This window comes from Pseudoclavibacter sp. 8L (assembly GCF_902506465.1).
GTDB lineage: Bacteria > Actinomycetota > Actinomycetes > Actinomycetales > Microbacteriaceae > Pseudoclavibacter.
The window spans coordinates 1,379,039-1,396,577 of the sequence record NZ_LR733185.1 but is presented as its reverse complement, the minus strand read 5'-3'; the positions used below and the strand labels follow the sequence as shown (position 1 = coordinate 1,396,577).

Genomic DNA, 17,539 nt, shown 5'->3' with positions numbered 1-17,539 from the left:
GCGCGATAATCGACGGCATGAACGCATCCGTTGACCCCCAGTCAATTGGCCGCTTCCTGACCCTCGCCGAGGTCTGCGAGATCCTCAACGTCACGATGGATGTCGCAGTGGGACTCGTGCAGAGCGCGGAGCTGCCCGCGATCCGCATCGGTGGAGTCGGCGAATGGCGGGTCGAGCGGAGCATGCTCGAGCAGTACATCGACGACCAGTACGACTACCAGCGCCGTGTCGCGGCACTCCGGCAGGCCGAGTTCGCCGACTCCGGCGACTTCGTGACCTCTGACGAGCATCAGCTGGCCCCGGACGAGCCTCAGGACCAAGCCACTCCGCGACTTCGACCACTCCTCTAACTCTCACCGACCAGCGACGCCGGAGAGCGCTCCGCGGGCATGCGGGGCATCGATTCGTGGACAGACGCCGGCTCAGTCGCCGGCGAGGATCACGAGACGCAGATCGTCGAGCGGGATGATCCGGTAGGCGACGACATCCCTCGACCGACGCGCGACCCCTCGCTCGTGCACGGCGACGTCGACGTGGTCGCGGGCGACGCGGTCGATCGTGCCGACGATCGTCCCGGTGGTCACGACGAACTCGCACTGCGCACGGCGCCGACCGAGGTCTCGGAGTGCGAATGCCAACCCCAGCCTGCCGGAGAGATCGCCTGGCCTGTTCCCCGTGGACTCGCGCAGGCTCGCGAGCAGCTGCGCCTCGGTGAGCACCAGCGACGCGATACCGGCAGTCGGCACGATGCAGACGCGAACCCGCCCCGATTCTGCGACGAGCTCGGCCGAGAGCCAGTCGCTGCCGAAGGCCCGTGGGCGCACTGCCACGATCGACCCGTCGGACATCTGCAGCGAGACGGCGTCGTCACCGCTCTCCGCGAGCGCGACGAGCCGTTCTCGCAGCGAGAGCCGCCCGACCCGAAGTCGTTCGTCGTCGATGGCGCGCCTGGCGGCCTCGTCGTCGATCCCGCCCTGAAGCTGACCTGCGAGGTCGTCGAACATGTCGTCCCAGCGCACGCGGCCAGCGTAGGGGCAGGCGCCGCAGCGGCAAGAGTTATCCACAGGGCAGTTCGAACCTCGCGAGCTGAGCCCGACGCGTGGTTCCATGACGCCAGGCGGTTCGGGGGGAATCGCCGCAGAACACTCGGGGGCCGCATGTTGCCAGCGCGCAGCATCGGGGCGCTACGCGCCGTCGATGCAACTCATCCATCCGCCACGTCCGGGGCGGGGGTGCTCATCGATGCCGATCCGCTGTTCGTCCGCGCCCGCACGGCCGCGAGTGACCTCCCCGACCCGAGCCCGCTCATCTCGAACCTCGCTAGGAGCGTCGTCGAGGTCATCGCGGGCGTCCGCGACATCGAGCAGCTCTCGCGGTGGGTCACCGACGACGTCTTCCGACATCTCCTCATCCGCACGCAGCACGCGAACAGAGCGCGGCAGGCGCGGCGTCGACCGACGCGACGCCCGCACTTCGTGGAGCTGAGCCTGCGGGTGCAGACCACGAGCGAGAACATCGTCGACGCGGTTGTCATCCTCGATTTCGGGGCGCGCGTGCGCGCGGTCACCGTGCGATTGGAAGGTCTCGATCGTCGCTGGCGGGCGTCCGCGATCCACGTGCTCTGATCGCGGACGCCCGCCTCGAACGACGCAGCGGGCGCCCCACAGTGTGGGGCGCCCGCTGGTCACGGTGCTCGGCTCCGAGCAGCCGTCGTTACTTCTTTCTGCGCCGCTGAGCCCGGTTGCCTGCCGGCTGCCCACCTGGTTTGGACGTAGCGCCCTTGCCGAACGAGCTGCCTGCGGCCGGCCCTGAGGACTCAGCCTCCGCCTGATCGCCCTGCTCCGCGGCCTGACGCTTGGCGGGGTTCCCCGAGCGAGAGACAGGCTGGCGGGGCCGCGTGCCCTGCGGGGCCTTCGCGACGGGTGCCGCGGGCTCCTCGCCGGCTTCCTCGCGAGCCTGGTCGAGCGCCGAGGAGGTGCCGAGATCGCGCTCACGACGCTTCGCGTCCGCCGTCGCCCGCTGGTTGAGCTGGCCACGCTCGTTGCGCACCTCGACCTCACCCTGGTCGGTCGCGGCTGAGTAGCTCAACGCGGTCTGGGCCTTCTCGTCCAGCCCCTTCGCGACGATCTGCACGTCAGGGGTCTCGCTCGCAGACGGGGTCTCGTCCTTCTTGACGGTGACCTCGAGGTTGTAGAGGAATCCGACGGATTCCTCGCGGATGCTGCCGAGCATCTGCTGGAACATCGCGAAGCCCTCACGCGTGTACTCCACGAGCGGGTCGCGCTGAGCCATGGCGCGCAGGCCGATGCCGTCCTTCAGGTTGTCCATCTCGTACAGGTGGTCGCGCCACTTGCGGTCGATGACACTCAGCACGACGCGTCGCTCGAGCTCGCGGGTCGCTTCCTCGCCGATCGACTCCTCACGACGCTCGTACGCGAGACGCGCATCGGAGAGCACCTCGTCCTCGAGCATCTTCCTCGTCAGCTTGCTGCGCCCACCGGCTTCCTCGAAGAGCTCGTCCTCGGTGATGCCAACCGGGTAGAGCTGCTTGAGGTCAGTCCACAGGGCGTCGAACTCCCAGTCGTCGCCCGTGCCGTCGCCCGTGTGCTCCTGGATGATGTCGTCGATGGCATCGGTGAGGAAGTTCTGCACCTTGTCAGCGATGTCGTCGCCCTCGAGGATGCGGCGGCGATCACTGTAGATCGCGGTGCGCTGCTCGTTGAGCACGTTGTCGTACTTGAGCACGTTCTTGCGGATCTCGGCGTTGCGAGATTCGACCTGGGACTGCGCGGACCGGATGGCCCTCGACACGATGCGGGACTCGAGGGCGAGGTCGTCGGGTGTTCCGTCGCCGGCCATGATCGCGCGCGTCGCTCCCGTGTTGAAGAGACGCATGAGGTCGTCGGTCATCGACAGGTAGAAGCGGCTCTCGCCGGGGTCACCCTGACGTCCGGAGCGACCGCGGAGCTGGTTGTCGATTCGGCGGGACTCGTGGCGCTCGGTGCCGAGCACGTAGAGGCCCCCTGCTTCAGCCACCTCGTCGGCTTCGCTCTTCACCTGCTCCTTCATGGAGCCGAAGACCTCGAGCCACTTCTCGTCGTACTCGTCTGCGTTCTCCTGAGGGTCGAGACCGAGCGCCGTCATCTCAGCGACGGCAAGGAACTCGGCGTTTCCGCCGAGCATGATGTCGGTACCGCGGCCGGCCATGTTGGTCGCGACCGTGACGGCGCCCCGACGCCCAGCCTGGGCGACGATCGCCGCCTCGCGTGCGTGGTTCTTCGCGTTGAGCACTTCGTGCTTGATGCCGCGCTTCGCGAGGAGCTTCGACAGGTACTCGCTCTTCTCGACACTCGTCGTGCCGACCAGGACCGGCTGGCCGGTCTCGTGGCGCTCGACGATGTCCTCGACGACCTGGTCGAACTTGACCTTCTCGTTCTTGTAGACGAGGTCGGGGTTGTCCTTGCGCTGCATGGGGCGGTTCGTGCGGATGGGCACGACGCCGAGCTTGTAGGTGCTCATGAACTCGGCAGCCTCGGTCTCGGCCGTACCGGTCATGCCTGCGAGCTTGTCGTACATGAGGAAGTAGTTCTGCAGCGTGACCGTCGCCATCGTCTGGTTCTCGGCCTTGATCTGCACCCCTTCCTTCGCCTCGATGGCCTGGTGGAGACCCTCGTTGTAGCGTCGACCCTTCAGGATGCGGCCGGTGTGCTCGTCGACGATATTGACTTCGCCGTTCTGCACGACGTATTCCTTGTCGCGCTTGAAGAGCGCCTTCGCCTTGATGGCGTTGTTCAGGAAGGAGATGAGCGGGGTGTTGGCCGACTCGTAGAGGTTGTCGATCCCGAGGGCGTCCTCCACTCGGTCGATACCCGGCTCGAGCACGCCGATGGTTCGCTTCTTCTCGTCGACCTCGTAGTCGCGGCCGTCCTTGAGCTTGCGCACGATCGAGGCGAACTCCGAGTACCACCGGTTCGCATCCCCCTGGGCTGGCCCGGAGATGATGAGGGGCGTTCGGGCCTCGTCGATCAGGATGGAGTCGACCTCGTCCACGATCGCGAAGAAGTGCTCGCGCTGCACCATGTCCTCGGATCGCCAGGCCATGTTGTCGCGCAGGTAGTCGAAGCCGAACTCGTTGTTCGTGCCGTAGGTGACATCGGCGGCGTACTGCTCACGGCGCTCGGCCGGGGACTGCCCAGCAACGATGCATCCGGTCGTCATGCCGAGGGCGCGGAAGACGCGGCCCATGAGGTCGGACTGGTAGGTCGCGAGGAAGTCGTTGACCGTGACGACGTGCACACCCTTGCCAGCGATGGCATTGAGGTAGGCGGGCAGGGTCGCGACGAGGGTCTTGCCCTCACCGGTCTTCATCTCGGCGATGTTGCCGAGGTGGAGCGCCGCCCCACCCATGAGCTGCACGTCGTAGTGCCGGAGGCCCAGCACTCGTCCTGCGGCCTCGCGGACCGCGCCGAAGGCCTCTGGGAGGAGGGCGTCGAGCGACTCCCCGGCCTCATGACGCTCACGGAACGAGACCGTGATGTCACGGAGCTCGTCGTCGCTGTACTCCTTGAAAGCGTCCTCGAGGCGACCGACCTGCTTGGCTACGCTCTCCAGCTTGCGAAGGGTGCGCCCTTCGCCCATGCGGAGGATCTTCTCGAGAACTGAGGCCAAGGTCTGCTCCTACTGGTTGACGCAAGTGGCGCGAGAGCGCGCGGCGAAGCACAGCCCGTGCTGTGCACATCGGTTGATTCTACGCACCTCGCCCCGTCCGATGCTGGATGCATCGACCGGGGCGAGGTGGGTGAGAGCAGAACTAGGAGACGGGAACCGCGTTCTCGTCGAGCGCGATGACTCCGTAGTCCCAGCCGCGGCGTCGGTAGACGACGCTCGGGCGGAGGGACTCGCTCTCGATGAAGAGGAAGAAGTCGTGCCCCAGGAGCTCCATGTGGTCGACCGCTTCGTCCTTGCTGAGGCGCTTGGGGGCGAAGGTCTTCTCACGGATCACCACGGGCGAGTAGAGCTCCTCGAGGTTCTCCTCCTCAGCCTCGATCTCTGACGCCGTGGCGCCGGATTCGACGAGACGGATCGTGTCCGTGTTGGCGGGAGTGACGTCGATCTGCGCGAAGTTGTCGGCGGCCGCCTCCTGGAGACGGAGTGGCGTGTGCTGGCCGCGGTGGATCTTCTTGCGGTCCTTGTTGCGGCGCAGTCGCTCGACGAGCTTGTCCAGCGCCAGATCGAAGGCCGCGTACTTGTCACCGGCCTCGGCCTCGGCGCGGACGACCGGGCCGGGTCCGAAGAGCGTGATCTCGACTTTGCCCTTGTCGAGCAGGTTTCCAGCCCTGTCGGTTCGCTTGGTCAGCTTGATTTCCGCTGCCTGCGTCTTGCCATCGAGAAGCGAGACCTTCGCAAGCGCCTTCTCGGTGGCGTACTCGCGGAAGCGGTCCGGGATCTCGGTGTTGCGACCGGTGATCGTGATTTCCATGTCACTCTCCTGTCGTTCTGCACGAGGCCGAGGTGTCACTGCCTCGTGATGCTGTGCCGCAATCGTAGACCCCAATTCACCCGCTGTTGTCTGCGATTTCGCAGACATGCCCTACCCTCCGCGCGTGTCGACTTCCGGGCGTGCTCCGCGCGCAGATCTGCGCACGGTCTCGGCGACGACGACGCCTCCGACCACGACCGCGCCGACCATTTCCAAGGCACGGACCGCTTCGCGCATCGTCGCGCCGCTCGTGACGACGTCGTCGATGAGCACCACCCGCGCACCTGCCAGCCCCGGTTCGGCGGCGAAGGCGCACCACAGGTTGTCAGCCCGAGCCGATGCCGTGAGCCCGGCCTGATCCTGCACGCTCCTGACGAGTCGGAGCGCCCGCGCACTCCTCGTTCCGGGCAGCGCCTGTTCCCAGAGCAGAGCGAGGTGCACGTAGCCGCGAGCGCGGATCGATCTCGCTGACGACGGGATGAGCACCGGCACCCAGGCGGCGGAGTCCAGTCCTGAGCGAACCGCTGCCTGCCGACTGCCTCTGGCCGAGTCGGCGAACGCCGAGACCGCCGACCGCAGGAGCAGACTGAGAGGGCGTGCCGCGTCCGCTCTCCCCCGCTCCTTGAGCGAGGCGAGGAGCGCTTTCACGGGCCCCTCGTAGTCGCAGGCAGCGACGACGGGGACTCTGCTTCCATCAGCGGCGATGACCCGCACCGCACATGCCCGCACCGCTGCGAGCCGTGCAAGCTGCTCGGCGCAGCTCCGGCAGAGCGCGCGACCGAGTCCGCCGCAAGCGGCGCAGGTGACGGGGAGGAGAACCGCCAGTGCGTCGAGCGCTGCTGCACGTAGTACCGCCACCCGATCGTGGAGCTGCGCGGCGAATCCGGAGGGCAGGGGCATCGTTCAAGAATGACGACGCACGAGGGCGAGACGGTGCCTCTCTCTCGGCGCTGTGGAGAACCGGAATCGGCCGCCGATCACACCTGGGTCAGGATGAAGTCCACGACGGCCTCCGACTGCTGCCACCTGTTGCCCTTCGGCACGTAGATGTGGCGGTCCTTGTCGAGCACTCGAAGGCCGGCAGGCGTATTGCTTCCCGTGATCTGCTGCCCATCGAGCACGGCGCCGTTGACGCTGACCGTGCCGCCGACGGTCTGCGTGCGGACCTCGGCCGTGCCCTCGCTCCCCGTCGCGAGCACCGCGAGCGAGGTCTCATCGACCCAGGCGAGGTCGATCGGCGACGTGCCGCCCGGCTCCAGGATGAGCGGGTTGCCGAGCCCGATCGGCCGATTGGTGCTCGGCTCGCGTTCGATCGCCATGACCGCGACCCTGACGCCGACGGAGCTGTTCTCGAGCACCGCGAGCCTGGCGCCGTCTCGGGAGACGGCGATCGCCCGGTACCCGGTCGCGCCCACGTTCTCCGCGGGCTCCAGCCAGCTGTGCTGACGGTCGTCGACATCCGTGGCGCGCAGCCCTGAGCCGTCCGTGCTGCCCGTCCAGGTGTAGCCCCAGCTGTCGAGGCTCATCGCGAGCGGGCCAGGCCTGGCATCGACGAGCAGCGGATCGGGGACGGCGATAGGCGTCGTGAAGACACCGTTGGGCGTCACGAACGACGCGACATCGCCGGCGCTCGAGTAGGCACCCTTCTGCGGGGCGAGGGAGGCGAGCGCCCCCTGCAGGGCCGCCGTCTCGGGCGACGCCGTCACGTTGACACCGCTCAGGAATCCGAGCTCGCCGCCCTTGTAGACGAGGGGCGTGCTGGTCACCTGCCGGTTCACGACGACGGCGTCCTCTGGTGGGAGATCCTGATCGATCGGGACACCCGTGATGGACATGGTGACGCTCGTGATCGATTCGAAGTCGGCGAAGCTCTCGGTGAGCTGCAGGAGCATCCGCGAATATCGTTCCGGGGAGGCCGAGGAGAGGACCGACGAGAAGTCGACGTCGGCGACGTCTCCCTCGACGGTCACGGCGCCGAGCAGCGTCACGTCGGAGGGGATGGCGCTGACGACGTTGCCCTCGGCGAGCCAGGGCGCTGGCCCGTTGACGAGGGCGCGCGCGATGCGCGTCATCGCGGTCTGCTGCGCGTCGAACCACCGGACGTCCGGCACGAGCCGGGAGAGCGTGTCGTCGTAGAAGTAGAGGGTGTAGCTCTTGAAGAGGCTGCGGAAGTTCTGGTTCAGCAGCACGATGCCGGGCGGGGCCTCCGTGATCCGCCACTCGCCGTCTGCGTTCTGGGCGAGGGTGAAGTCGAGACGCTCGGTCGTTCCGCTCTTGAGCTCGCTGTAGATGCCTTCAGCATCGACGCTGGCCGAGGACTTGTAGCTCGCCTCGACCCGCTCGGAGCCCGCGTCGACCACGTCGGGCACGGAGGCGGTGACGATGATGCGGGCGTTCGGGTCCCACTCCTGCCGGAACGACTCTGCGAGATACTCCCGAGCGACCTCGTAGTCGTTCTGCGTTCCGGTTCCTGCATCGAGGAACCCCTCGATGACCTCCTCGCGACTCATGCCGTCTCGCGGCGGGTCGGGGAAGAAGCTGTACGACTGGTCGCTCTCCTGCTGCTCGGACTCGCCGGCGAGGACCTGGCCGGAGGTCGGGATGCGGGCACATCCGACGAGCACGAGCATCGCGATAACCAGGATTCCGGCCGCGGCTCCCCGCGTCGCGCGCCGTCCATTCGCAGCTCGTCTCATGTCCGTTCCTCCTGCCCCTGCTCTGCCGATTCCCCGGCGGGCGGGTTCTCGTCCTGTGTGTCCTCGTCGTGCATTTCGGGCTCGTTGCCCTCGTCGTCCATGCGGTGCTTGTCGCCGTCGCCGTCGCCGTCGCGACCACCGTCATGGTGGTCGCGGATGCTGGGAAGCGACGGCACGGACTCGGGAGCCGAGCTGGTCACCACAACCGCTTCCGCATCGTCCCAGGGTGCGGGGCTCTGCGCCGGTTCGTCGAGGGACGTCACCTCGATGACATCCATCGAGTTCGTCGGCGCCGAGGAGACAATCGGTTCGGCGTTGGAGGAGCGCATGCCGACGAGGTCGGGCAGCTCGATCGGCTGCGTGTCGACGTCTTCGTCGGTGAACGCCTCGGAGGACACGTCCTCCTCGTCGATCATGATGGTGGCAGCTCCTGCGTCGCCCGGCTCGAGCGGGAGCGGTGAGCCCATGATCTTGCCGCCGACGAATCGCGGCAGCGTGAGCCGGAAGTTCGTCCCCTTGCCCGATTCCGACCAGACCTCCAAGCGCCCCTCGTGCAGGCGAACGTCCTCGAGCGAGATCGCGAGACCGAGACCGGACCCACCCATCGTGCGCTTGCGCGACGGGTCGGCGCGCCAGAAGCGGTCGAAGACCCTGGTGCGCTCGGCCTCGGTCATGCCGATGCCGTAGTCGCGCACGGAGAGCGCGACGGCAGACTCGTTGGAGTCGACGGACACGACGATCGGCTTCGCCTCCCCGTGCTCGATGGCGTTGCCGAGGAGGTTCCTGACGACGCGGTTGATGCGGCGAGCATCGAACTCGGACTCCCCATAGCCGCCGGGGGCTTTGAGCACGAGGCGTGTGCCGTGATCGAGCGCGACCGGCGTCATGGCACCGATGACATCGTCGGCAACGGTCGCGAGGCTGTTGGACTCCCGCAGGATCTCGACCGCTCCGGCGTCGTACCTGGAGATCTCCAGGAGGTCGGCGAGCAGGATCTCGAACCGCTCGATCTGGTCGTGGAGGAGCTCGACCGACCGCGCCGTGACGGTATCGAAGTCGTCGCGACGGTCGAAGAGCATCCCACCGGCGAGACGGATGGTCGTGAGGGGCGTGCGCAGCTCATGTGAGACATCCGAGACGAAGCGCTGTTGCACCTGCGACAGGTTCGCGAGGCGCTCGATCTGGTCCTGCAGGCTGTCCGCCATCTCGTTGAACGATCTCGCGAGCGTCGCGATGTCGTCCTCTCCTGACTCCGGCACGCGCTGCTCCAGATGCCCCGCCGCGAGGCGCCTGCTCGTCTTCGCGGCCTCGCGGATCGGCTGGATCACAGCGCGCATGACGAATCCCGTGATGACGGCGACCAGAAGCACCAGGACGATCATGGCGACCACGAGAGTGCGCTGCACGAAGTCGAGCGTCTGCTGCGTCTCCTCCATCGAGTACACGAAGTACATCTCGTACTGACCGAGGCTCTGCACGGTGACGGTCGAGCCGATGACGATGCCGGGCACCTCGTTGCCGAACTCGTCGACGAGTGCGATCGACTGATAGTAGGTCTGCGGTGACGCCGAGGTCGTTCCGGTCGCCGCGGTCTCCGCGCCCGCCCTCACCGCCTGCTTCAACTCCGGCGAGACCAGTTCGGCCGAGACGGGACCCTTTGCCAGCGCCCGCAGCTCGTTGGACTGCTCCTCGCCGTCCGACGCGCCCTGCATGAAGATGACGCCGTAACTGTTGGCCGCCGAGTCCTGCGCCGCATCCACCGCAAGCGTCTGCAGGGTCTCGAGGGCCGCACTGTCGGTCTCCTCGCCGGACGCGAAGACCGTCTGAGCCGCGGTCACCGCCCGCTCGGTCTCGGAGACGAGGGGCCTGAGCCTCGAGTTGAAGAGGTCGCTCGCGATGGAGTTGGACATGACGAATCCGACCGAGAGCACCGTCGCCGTCGTCAGCGCGACCGAGAGCGCGATCGTCCGGAAGGGAAGCGACGTCCGCCAGAGGAAGACGAGGTTCCGCCACACCCCGTGCGCGGAACGCCACCGGTACGGGACACGGATGCCCTCCGTGTCGACGTCGGAAGTCCGAGAAGAAGAGGAGGAGGTCGTGCGCCTGGCTACTGCGCTCACGTCAGGAGAACGCGGTCGTGTTCCCAGCGCGGTACCCCACGCCGCGAACCGTCGCCACGATCTTCGGGTGGTCCGGGTCGTGCTCGACCTTCGCGCGCAGCCGCTGCACGTGCACGTTGACGAGACGCGTGTCGGCCTTGTACTGGTAGCCCCAGACCTGCTCGAGCAGCTCCTCGCGCGTGAAGACCTTCTGCGGCTTCGCAGCGAGCGTGAGCAGCAGATCGAACTCGAGCGGAGTCAGGTTGATCTGCTCCTCGCCACGCAGGACCTCGTGCGCGTTGACGTTCAACGTGAGATCGCCGACGCGAATGATGCTCTGCACCTCTGGCTGGCTCGCGCGCAGCCGGGTCTTGATGCGAGCGACGAGCTCCTTGGGGTTGAAGGGCTTGACGATGTAGTCATCAGCACCGGCTTCGAGGCCGCGGACCACGTCGGTCGTGTCCGACTTCGCGGTCAGCATGATGATGGGCGTGCCGGATTCCGCGCGCAGCAGGTGGCAGATCTGGATGCCGTCCAGGCCGGGAAGCATGACATCGAGCAGGACCAGTTCCGGCTTGACCCGACGGAACTCGCCGAGGGCAGCCGCGCCGTCGCCGCAGAACTCGGGTTCGTAGCCTTCGGCCCTGAGAACGATGCCGATCATCTCCGACAGCGCGAGGTCGTCATCGACCACGAGGATGCGTTCGCCCACAGAACCCTCCCTGTTCCAGAACCTGCCCGAGACCGGGCGCTTCCCTCAGCGTAGCGGGCATAGTCCCCTCAGAGGCTCAACCCAGAGTGCGCGGCGCGCGGTGTGCCACGATGGACCCGTGACGCATGGCCCATACGAGCACGCACCCGAGCCCAACCACGCGTATCCGCCGCAGCCCGGAGCGCAGACGCCGAGCGCCTTCCCGCAGGCCGATCACTGGCAAGGTCAGGGGCAGGGGCAGGGGCAGCAGCAATGGCAGGGGCAGCAACCTGATCAGTACGGCGCACCCGGCCCGGCGAGCTGGCAGTACGGCCCGCCGCAGGAACAGGGCCAGCCGGGCGGGCAGTGGATGCCGGCGCCGACACCCGGCCTCTTCCCTCTCCGTCCGCTCGCCTTCGGCGACGCGCTCGCCGCCACGTTCCGCCTGTTCCGCACCTCACCCAAGACCACGCTCGGCAGCGCCGTCATCGTCATGGGAGCGACGACGCTCTTCGCGAGCCTGCTTCCCGTCGTCGTCGGAATGCTCATGTTCACGCGCATCCCATACGGGGGGAGCCAAGAGGACATCACGCCGATGCTGGTCTCCTCCATCACGCTGACATCGCTCGCCGCGGTCCTCGGCCTCGCCGTCGCGGGTGTCGGCTCAGCGCTCCTGCAGGGAATCCTCGTGCGGGTCGTCGCTCGTGGCGCGATCGGAGAGAAGCTCGGCTTCAAGGAGGCCTGGCGCGCGGGGTGGCGCGGCATCTGGCGACTGATCGGGTACGCGCTGCTCGCCGGAGTCGGCGCGGTGGTGCTCATCGCTGTCGGCTGGCTCCTCATCCCGCTCATCATGTTCGCCGTCCTCTCGGGGTCAGGCGGAGATGAGGCGACGATCGCCGGCTCGATCGGGCTCGGCGTCATCTTCACGCTGCTCCTCGGCGGGGCGACGGTCGTGCTCATGGTGTGGCTCGGCATCAAGATCATGTTCGCCCCGAGCGCCATCGTCCTCGAGGGTCTCGGCCCTATCGCCGCCATCCGCCGCAGCTGGAACCTCTCCCATGGCAACTTCTGGCGTGTGCTCGGGGTCGTCTTCGTCATCCAGGTGATCCTGAACGTCGCCACCGGCGCCGTCTCGACGGTCGCGCAGCTGGCCGTCAGCCTGGGTCAGGTCATCATCATGCCCCTCGGAAGTGGCGAGGCGTCCGCACCGGATGCTGGCACGATCGTCGCGTTCGCCGTGATCCTGCTCATCACCTCCGCGCTGCAGGTGCTCCTCGGGGCGATCGTCCTGGTGCTCACGAGCGGGAATGCGACGATCCTGTACTTCGACCTTCGGATGCGCAAGGAGGCGCTCGGCGTCACCCTGCAGCGATATGCAGAGCAGTCCGCGGCCGGGGCCGACATCGCCGATGCTGACTTCGACGTGCAGGTGCAGCGGCCGGTCTCCCCGACGGGGGCTCCGGGGTACGTGCGCTGATGCGGCTCGGCCCGTGGGTCGGCTCGGTGGAGCCGCCGCTCGAGATCGACGAGGATCCGGCGCGCGATCTCCTGCAGGGTGAGCTCGCGAAGGCCGAGTACACGCAGGCCTCCCCCACCTGGCTCGATCTCTGGATCGACGACTTCTGGAACTGGGTGAACGACCTGCTCCAGCCCATCGAGGGGGTGCCGGGGGGCTTCTCTCCCATCGCGCTCATCCTGGGTGCACTTGTCATCCTCGGTGTCCTCGCGCTGCTCATCGGCCGACCTATCCTCGCTCAACGGGCGAGGCGACGGACAGGAATGCCCTCAGATCTCTTCGACGGCGATGAGCGATCTGCTCGCGACCTGCGCGGTTCCGCTGCCGCGGCGGCATCGCGGGGGGACTTCGAGACCGCCGTCGTTGAGCAGTTCCGGGCGCTCGCTCGAGCCGTGCATGACCGCACGGTGATCTCTCTCAGCCCGGGAATGACGGCGACGGCGGTCGCCGAAGCGACGGGCGTCTCGTTCCCCGGTCACGCTCCCGCGCTGCATGTCGCCGCGAAGTCCTTCGATGCTGCCCGGTACCTGGGGCTCGGAGCCTCCGAGGCCGACTGGCACCAGCTGCGCAGTCTCGACCTCGCACTCGACTCGGCGGCACCGGTCAAGCTGGCCTCGTTCTCTCGGCGCGGCTCGTGAGCATCACGCAGGCCGCGACGCCGACCGTTTCGGAGCGGCTCAGACGCGCGCGCCCGTGGCTGCTCATCGCCGCAGGCGCGGTCGTCATCGCCGTGACCAGCGCGCTTCTCGCCGGGGGGATGGCAAACGCGAACTCGCCGTATCTCGGTGTGGACTCCGCACGGCCCAACGGAGCGAAGGCCGTCTTCACCGTGCTCGGCAACCAGGGTGTTTCGACGAGCGCCGCGACGAGCCTCGACGAGGCTCGGTCGCAGCTGCAGGACGCTGAGGGCGACACGACGCTGGTCATCCACGACCGTGACGGCCTGGCCGTCGATGACCTCGCCGCTCAGGTCGCTGAGCTCGACGCGGAGCGTGTGCTGCTGCTCGCTCCGAGCCGAAGCCTCCTTGAGGCGTTCGACGGAGCGATCGTCGTGGGCGGCGTCGGTGCCGACGGCGAAGATGGAGACACGGTCGCAGCCGGTGCGGAGTGCACCTCGCCGCTCGGCGATCTCGCCCCTGACATCTCCCAGCGGGGCGCGCGGCTGTATCAGCTGAGCGACGATGCCTCCGGAGGCAGCGCCTGCTACGCCGAGTCCGGGCGCTTCGCCTATGTCGAGACGGAGCTCGCCTCCGGAACGGAGCTTGCCGCACTGGGCGCGACCGACAACCTCAGCAACGGCGAGGTGCTCAGCGCCGCGAACGCGGCCATGGGCCTGGCGGTCCTCGGAGAGACGCAGTCGCTGGTCTGGTACGTGCCGGGCGTCACTGACGCCGAGGCGGTCTTCGGAGCGCAGCCGTCGCTCAGCAGCTACGTCCCGCCGTGGCTCACACCGACCATCCTCATCGCACTCGCCTCACTCCTCGGGGTCATGGTGTGGCGCGGACGCCGCTTCGGGCCCCTCGTCGAGGAGCGTCTGCCGGTCATCGTCGAGGCTTCCGAGACGATGCAGGGCCGCGGCCGGCTCTACGCGCAGCAGCGTGCCCGGCTCCGCGCCCTCGACAATCTCCGCATCGGCACGACGACTCGTCTCGCGAGATCGCTCGGCCTGGCGCGCGCGAGCCACGTGCAGGAGATCATCACGTCGAGCGCATCGGTCCTCGGAGCGAACCGAGCCGCGGTCGCGTGGACGCTGCTCGACGCCGTTCCGGGCAGCGAGGCCGAACTCCTCGACCTGAGCCAGGCGCTGCTGACCCTCGAGCGCGAAGTCGCAGCGGCCATCGATCCGAGCAGCGCCGGACCTCGCTCGGCCCACCCCACGACCACTGATCCAAGCAGCACCGCCGAGAACAACGGAGGCACCTATGAGCACTGATGTCCGTGAAGCACTGCAGCGAGTCCGCGGCGAGGTCGCCAAGGCCGTCGTCGGACAGGAGCGCGCCGTCGATGGCCTTCTCGTGGCCCTGCTCGCCGGAGGGCATGCGCTGCTCGAGGGTGTTCCCGGCGTGGGCAAGACGCTCCTCGTGCGGACCTTGAGCGAGACCCTGTCGCTCGACACGAAGCGGGTCCAGTTCACGCCGGACCTCATGCCAGGCGACATCACCGGGTCGCTCGTCTACGACTCCGCAGCTGGCGAGTTCGAGTTCCGCGAGGGCCCCGTCTTCACGAACATCCTTCTCGCCGACGAGATCAACCGCACGCCGCCGAAGACGCAGTCGGCGCTGCTCGAGGCAATGGAGGAGCGGCAGGTTTCCGCCGATGGCGTGACCCGCGCCCTCCCCGCTCCCTTCCTCGTGGCAGCGACGATGAACCCCATCGAGTACGAGGGCACGTACACGCTGCCAGAGGCGCAGCTCGACCGCTTCCTGCTGAAGCTCGTCCTCGAGCTGCCGTCTCGGGATGCGGAATTCGAGGTGCTGCGGAGGCATGCCGCCGGCTTCTCGCCGCGTGACCTGCGGGCTGCCGGGGTGCGGAGTGCGCTCTCTGCCGAGGAGCTGCGCCGAGCGCAGGCCGAAGCTGCGGCCGTCGAGGTGCGAGCGGATGTCCTGGCGTACATCGTCGACATCGCCCGCGCGACCAGGCAGTCTCCGTCCGTGCGAATGGGCGTCTCTCCCCGCGGGGCGACGGCCCTCATGTCGGCGAGCAAGGCGTTCGCCTACCTGAGCGGCTACCAGGCGGTGACTCCGGATCACGTGCAGGCGATGGCGCTTCCCGTTCTCCGCCACCGCCTCCAGCTGCGGCCGGAAGCCGAGCTGGAAGGTGTCGGCGCCGATGCGATCCTCCGCTCCGTGCTCGCGCAGGTGCAGGTTCCGATCTGACCGATGCAGGTCGCGGAGTCACCGTTGAAGTCGAGAGCTGGAAGGAAAGCGTGAGCGCATGGTCGTGAGTGGACGCCTCGTACTGCTGACCGCCGTCGGCGCGGTACCCGTGGTGCTCTTCGGGCAGACCGCTGAATCGGCGTATGTGACGTTGGCGATCTGGTTGCTCTTCGTGCTCCTCACGTCCATCGCGGACGCTCTCCTGGCGGGGGCGCCCCGTCAGGTGGAGATCGAGCGGAACCTGCCTTCGCGGGTTCGCCTCGGCGAGGAGGTCGTCAGCCGCGTCGCCATCACGAACCGCGGCTCGCGCACCCTGCGTCTGCAGGTGCGCGACGGCTGGGAGCCGACGGCCGGCGGCACGCAGCACCGTCCAAAGCTGGAGGTACCAGCTGGCGAGCGCCGCGTGGCCGAGTTCCCACTGCTTCCTTCGCGCCGTGGCGATCGTCGTGCCGAGCTCGTCACGCTCCGCAGTTGGGGCCCGATGGGGCTGGCGGCCCGACAGGTGAGCCTCGCTGACCGCGGAGTCCTGCGGGTGCTCCCTCCGTTCAATTCGAGGAAGCATCTGCCCTCGCGTCTGGCACGCCTCCGCGAGCTGGACGGCGCCACCCGCCTCATGGTTCGCGGGCAGGGCACGGAGTTCGATTCGCTGCGCGAGTACGTACGGGGGGACGACGTCCGCTCGATCGATTGGCGAGCCACCGCTCGTCGCCAGGATCTGGTCGTACGGACCTGGCGGCCTGAGCGTGACCGTCGCGTCGTCATCGTGATCGACACTGGGCGGACGTCGGCGGCTCGCGTCGCAGACGAGACCCGCCTCGACACTGCCATCGAGTCGGCACTGCTTCTTGCGGCGCTGGCGACACGAGCAGGTGACCGCGTGGATGTCGTCGCCTGGGATCGTCGAGTGCGGGCGCGCATCCAGGGCGTTTCAGGGGCTGAGCTGCTGAGCCGCATGGTCGAGTCGCTCGCGGATGTCGAGCCCGAGCTCATCGCGACGGACTGGCGGGCCATCCCCGGGCTGGTGCGCGGAGTGACGACGCACCGTTCTCTTGTCGTCATTCTCTCGACGCTGGAGACCGGTGGCACCCTCGAGCCCGTCATCGCTGCATTGCCGCAGCTCGCGAGCAAGCACGTCGTCGTGCTCGGGTCGGTGCTGAACCCGGATGTGCATGAGGTCGCCGTGCGTCGAGAGACGCGCGAGCAGACGTATGCTGCGTCGGCCGCGGAGCGTGCGCTCCTGGATCAGGAGCGCGTACGCCAGACGGTTCTCCGCCTCGGCGGGGACACGGTCACAGGGACGCCGTCGGCACTTCCGCCCGCGATCGCTGACCACTACATCGAGTTGAAGGCTACGGGCCGCCTCTGACCCTCTCTGCCTGCGCAAGAGCTGCGGGGGCTTGTCTCCGCAGCTCTAGCGGGCATCCGCTACTGCCCGTCGGGCATCGGGTGTTTTTGGGCAACAAAAAAGCCGGGGTTGGTCATCGAGGAGCATCTCTGCTCACTCAACAACCAACCCCGGCTTATGAAGAAGTCCGGCGGTGACCTACTCTCCCACAGGGTCCCCCCTGCAGTACCATCGGCGCTGAGAGCAGTGGGGTGGTGGGGCGTGAGGTCAGTGGCCGAGGTTGGCCTTGAGGAGCGAGATGGCCACGCCGACGAGGGCGAGGCCGATACCGGCAGCGAAGGTGCGGAAGGAGGGCTTCTCGCCGCGGATGCGCTGGATGGTGAAGCCCATGCCGGCGAGACGCACGATGATGACGACCTCGGCGATGGTCTGCGCCGTCTCGCCGTCGATGACCCCGAGGGCGGCGACCCCGAGGATGGCCGCGGGGATGGACGCGGCGGAGGCGATCGGGACCGCATCCCGAAGCTCGTGGAGGAACTTGAGGTGCGCTGTGCGCTCTGGGCGGTCGGCGGCGCGTGTCGAGTGGCCGACGGCGTCGGCGATGAGGTGCGCGAGGAGGGTCGTGCCGCCCGTCGCGAGGACCACGATTGCGCCCTCTCCCGGGTTCTCGCCAGCGTGCACGAGTCCGAGGAGCGTCGCGAGCACGATGATGTTGCCGTACACGTACGCCGTGAGGCGGCTCGCGGCGCGCTCCCGAGGCAGGTCGTCCTTGCGGCGCAGGATGGCGGTGGTCATGGGGACAGACGCTAGCCCAGCCGCGGCCTAAACTGGGAGAGC

General features: G+C 67.9%; 15 protein-coding genes. 7 read left to right on the top strand and 8 right to left on the bottom strand.

The genetic code is table 11. From position 1 onward, the window contains the following. Positions 1-17 precede the first annotated feature (17 nt). Positions 18-350 carry a helix-turn-helix domain-containing protein gene (locus GV007_RS19390; RefSeq protein ID WP_160071481.1) on the top strand — a complete coding sequence of 111 codons (333 nt, stop codon included), beginning with the start codon at positions 18-20 and terminating at the stop codon, positions 348-350. A 72-nt stretch (positions 351-422) separates the two neighbouring features. Here the strand turns inward: GV007_RS19390 and GV007_RS06560 are convergent, their stop codons facing one another. Beyond that, positions 423-1,019 (bottom strand): hypothetical protein, encoded by a 597-nt coding sequence (locus GV007_RS06560; protein ID WP_160071480.1) that lies wholly within the window; start codon positions 1,017-1,019, stop codon positions 423-425. Between the two features lie 138 nt (positions 1,020-1,157). On the opposite strand from GV007_RS06560, the gene GV007_RS06555 reads away from it, so the two are divergent. Next, positions 1,158-1,625, top strand: coding sequence for an Rv3235 family protein (locus GV007_RS06555; protein ID WP_160071479.1), 468 nt, complete (start codon positions 1,158-1,160; stop codon positions 1,623-1,625). An 88-nt stretch (positions 1,626-1,713) separates the two neighbouring features. Here GV007_RS06555 and secA read toward each other — a convergent pair whose 3' ends face one another. The 6 genes from secA to mtrA all read right to left on the bottom strand — a co-directional run bounded on the left by secA (position 1,714) and on the right by mtrA (position 10,986). Beyond that, on the bottom strand, positions 1,714-4,668 hold the full coding sequence (gene secA / locus GV007_RS06550) for a preprotein translocase subunit SecA (RefSeq protein WP_160071478.1): 2,955 nt from the start codon (positions 4,666-4,668) through the stop codon (positions 1,714-1,716). A 142-nt stretch (positions 4,669-4,810) separates the two neighbouring features. Next, positions 4,811-5,479, bottom strand: a complete 669-nt coding sequence (gene hpf, locus GV007_RS06545; protein WP_160071477.1) for a ribosome hibernation-promoting factor, HPF/YfiA family — start codon at positions 5,477-5,479, stop codon at positions 4,811-4,813. Between the two features lie 111 nt (positions 5,480-5,590). Further along, entirely contained in the window at positions 5,591-6,379 is a 789-nt protein-coding gene (locus tag GV007_RS06540) for a ComF family protein (protein ID WP_160071476.1), read from the bottom strand. A gap of 77 nt (positions 6,380-6,456) precedes the next feature. Next, positions 6,457-8,175: an LpqB family beta-propeller domain-containing protein gene (locus GV007_RS06535; RefSeq protein ID WP_160071475.1), complete on the bottom strand. Its 1,719-nt coding sequence runs from the start codon at positions 8,173-8,175 to the stop codon at positions 6,457-6,459. Beyond that, a complete protein-coding gene (mtrB, locus tag GV007_RS06530; protein WP_236558361.1) occupies positions 8,172-10,295 on the bottom strand; it encodes an MtrAB system histidine kinase MtrB in 2,124 nt (707 codons plus the stop codon). Before mtrB ends, GV007_RS06535 begins: the two co-directional genes overlap by 4 nt. A gap of 1 nt (position 10,296) precedes the next feature. Next, complete coding sequence (gene mtrA / locus GV007_RS06525) at positions 10,297-10,986, bottom strand: MtrAB system response regulator MtrA (protein WP_104240392.1); 690 nt, start codon at positions 10,984-10,986, stop codon at positions 10,297-10,299. A gap of 118 nt (positions 10,987-11,104) precedes the next feature. Between mtrA and GV007_RS06520 the strand changes: the two genes are divergently transcribed. Genes GV007_RS06520 through GV007_RS06500 form a run of 5 tightly spaced genes read left to right on the top strand, consistent with a single transcriptional unit; the run spans position 11,105 to position 16,723 of the window. Continuing rightward, positions 11,105-12,442, top strand: coding sequence for a glycerophosphoryl diester phosphodiesterase membrane domain-containing protein (locus tag GV007_RS06520; protein ID WP_160071474.1), 1,338 nt, complete (start codon positions 11,105-11,107; stop codon positions 12,440-12,442). Then, positions 12,442-13,119 carry a DUF4129 domain-containing protein gene (locus tag GV007_RS06515; RefSeq protein WP_160071473.1) on the top strand — a complete coding sequence of 226 codons (678 nt, stop codon included), beginning with the start codon at positions 12,442-12,444 and terminating at the stop codon, positions 13,117-13,119. Before GV007_RS06520 ends, GV007_RS06515 begins: the two co-directional genes overlap by 1 nt. Then, on the top strand, positions 13,116-14,414 hold the full coding sequence (locus GV007_RS06510) for a DUF4350 domain-containing protein (RefSeq protein ID WP_160071472.1): 1,299 nt from the start codon (positions 13,116-13,118) through the stop codon (positions 14,412-14,414). Before GV007_RS06515 ends, GV007_RS06510 begins: the two co-directional genes overlap by 4 nt. Next, a complete protein-coding gene (locus GV007_RS06505; RefSeq protein ID WP_104240388.1) occupies positions 14,404-15,357 on the top strand; it encodes an AAA family ATPase in 954 nt (317 codons plus the stop codon). Before GV007_RS06510 ends, GV007_RS06505 begins: the two co-directional genes overlap by 11 nt. Before the next feature lie 58 nt (positions 15,358-15,415). Continuing rightward, positions 15,416-16,723 carry a DUF58 domain-containing protein gene (locus GV007_RS06500; protein ID WP_160071471.1) on the top strand — a complete coding sequence of 436 codons (1,308 nt, stop codon included), beginning with the start codon at positions 15,416-15,418 and terminating at the stop codon, positions 16,721-16,723. Positions 16,724-16,969: 246 nt separating this feature from the next. Here GV007_RS06500 and GV007_RS06495 read toward each other — a convergent pair whose 3' ends face one another. Then, the gene (locus tag GV007_RS06495) at positions 16,970-17,497 is read right to left on the bottom strand and encodes a hypothetical protein (protein WP_160071470.1); all 528 of its coding nucleotides are present in this window, start codon (positions 17,495-17,497) and stop codon (positions 16,970-16,972) included. Positions 17,498-17,539 lie beyond the last annotated feature (42 nt).

Bases quoted from the DNA above. Each gene is read 5' to 3' on its own strand.
- hpf (WP_160071477.1), bottom strand. From the start codon at position 5,479: ATGGAAATCACGATCACCGGTCGCAACACCGAGATCCCGGACCGCTTC.
- GV007_RS06505 (WP_104240388.1), top strand. From the start codon at position 14,404: ATGAGCACTGATGTCCGTGAAGCACTGCAGCGAGTCCGCGGCGAGGTC.
- GV007_RS06555 (WP_160071479.1), top strand. From the start codon at position 1,158: ATGTTGCCAGCGCGCAGCATCGGGGCGCTACGCGCCGTCGATGCAACT.
- GV007_RS19390 (WP_160071481.1), top strand. From the start codon at position 18: ATGAACGCATCCGTTGACCCCCAGTCAATTGGCCGCTTCCTGACCCTC.
- GV007_RS06495 (WP_160071470.1), bottom strand. From the start codon at position 17,497: ATGACCACCGCCATCCTGCGCCGCAAGGACGACCTGCCTCGGGAGCGC.
- GV007_RS06535 (WP_160071475.1), bottom strand. From the start codon at position 8,175: ATGAGACGAGCTGCGAATGGACGGCGCGCGACGCGGGGAGCCGCGGCC.
- GV007_RS06540 (WP_160071476.1), bottom strand. From the start codon at position 6,379: ATGCCCCTGCCCTCCGGATTCGCCGCGCAGCTCCACGATCGGGTGGCG.
- GV007_RS06500 (WP_160071471.1), top strand. From the start codon at position 15,416: ATGGTCGTGAGTGGACGCCTCGTACTGCTGACCGCCGTCGGCGCGGTA.
- GV007_RS06515 (WP_160071473.1), top strand. From the start codon at position 12,442: ATGCGGCTCGGCCCGTGGGTCGGCTCGGTGGAGCCGCCGCTCGAGATC.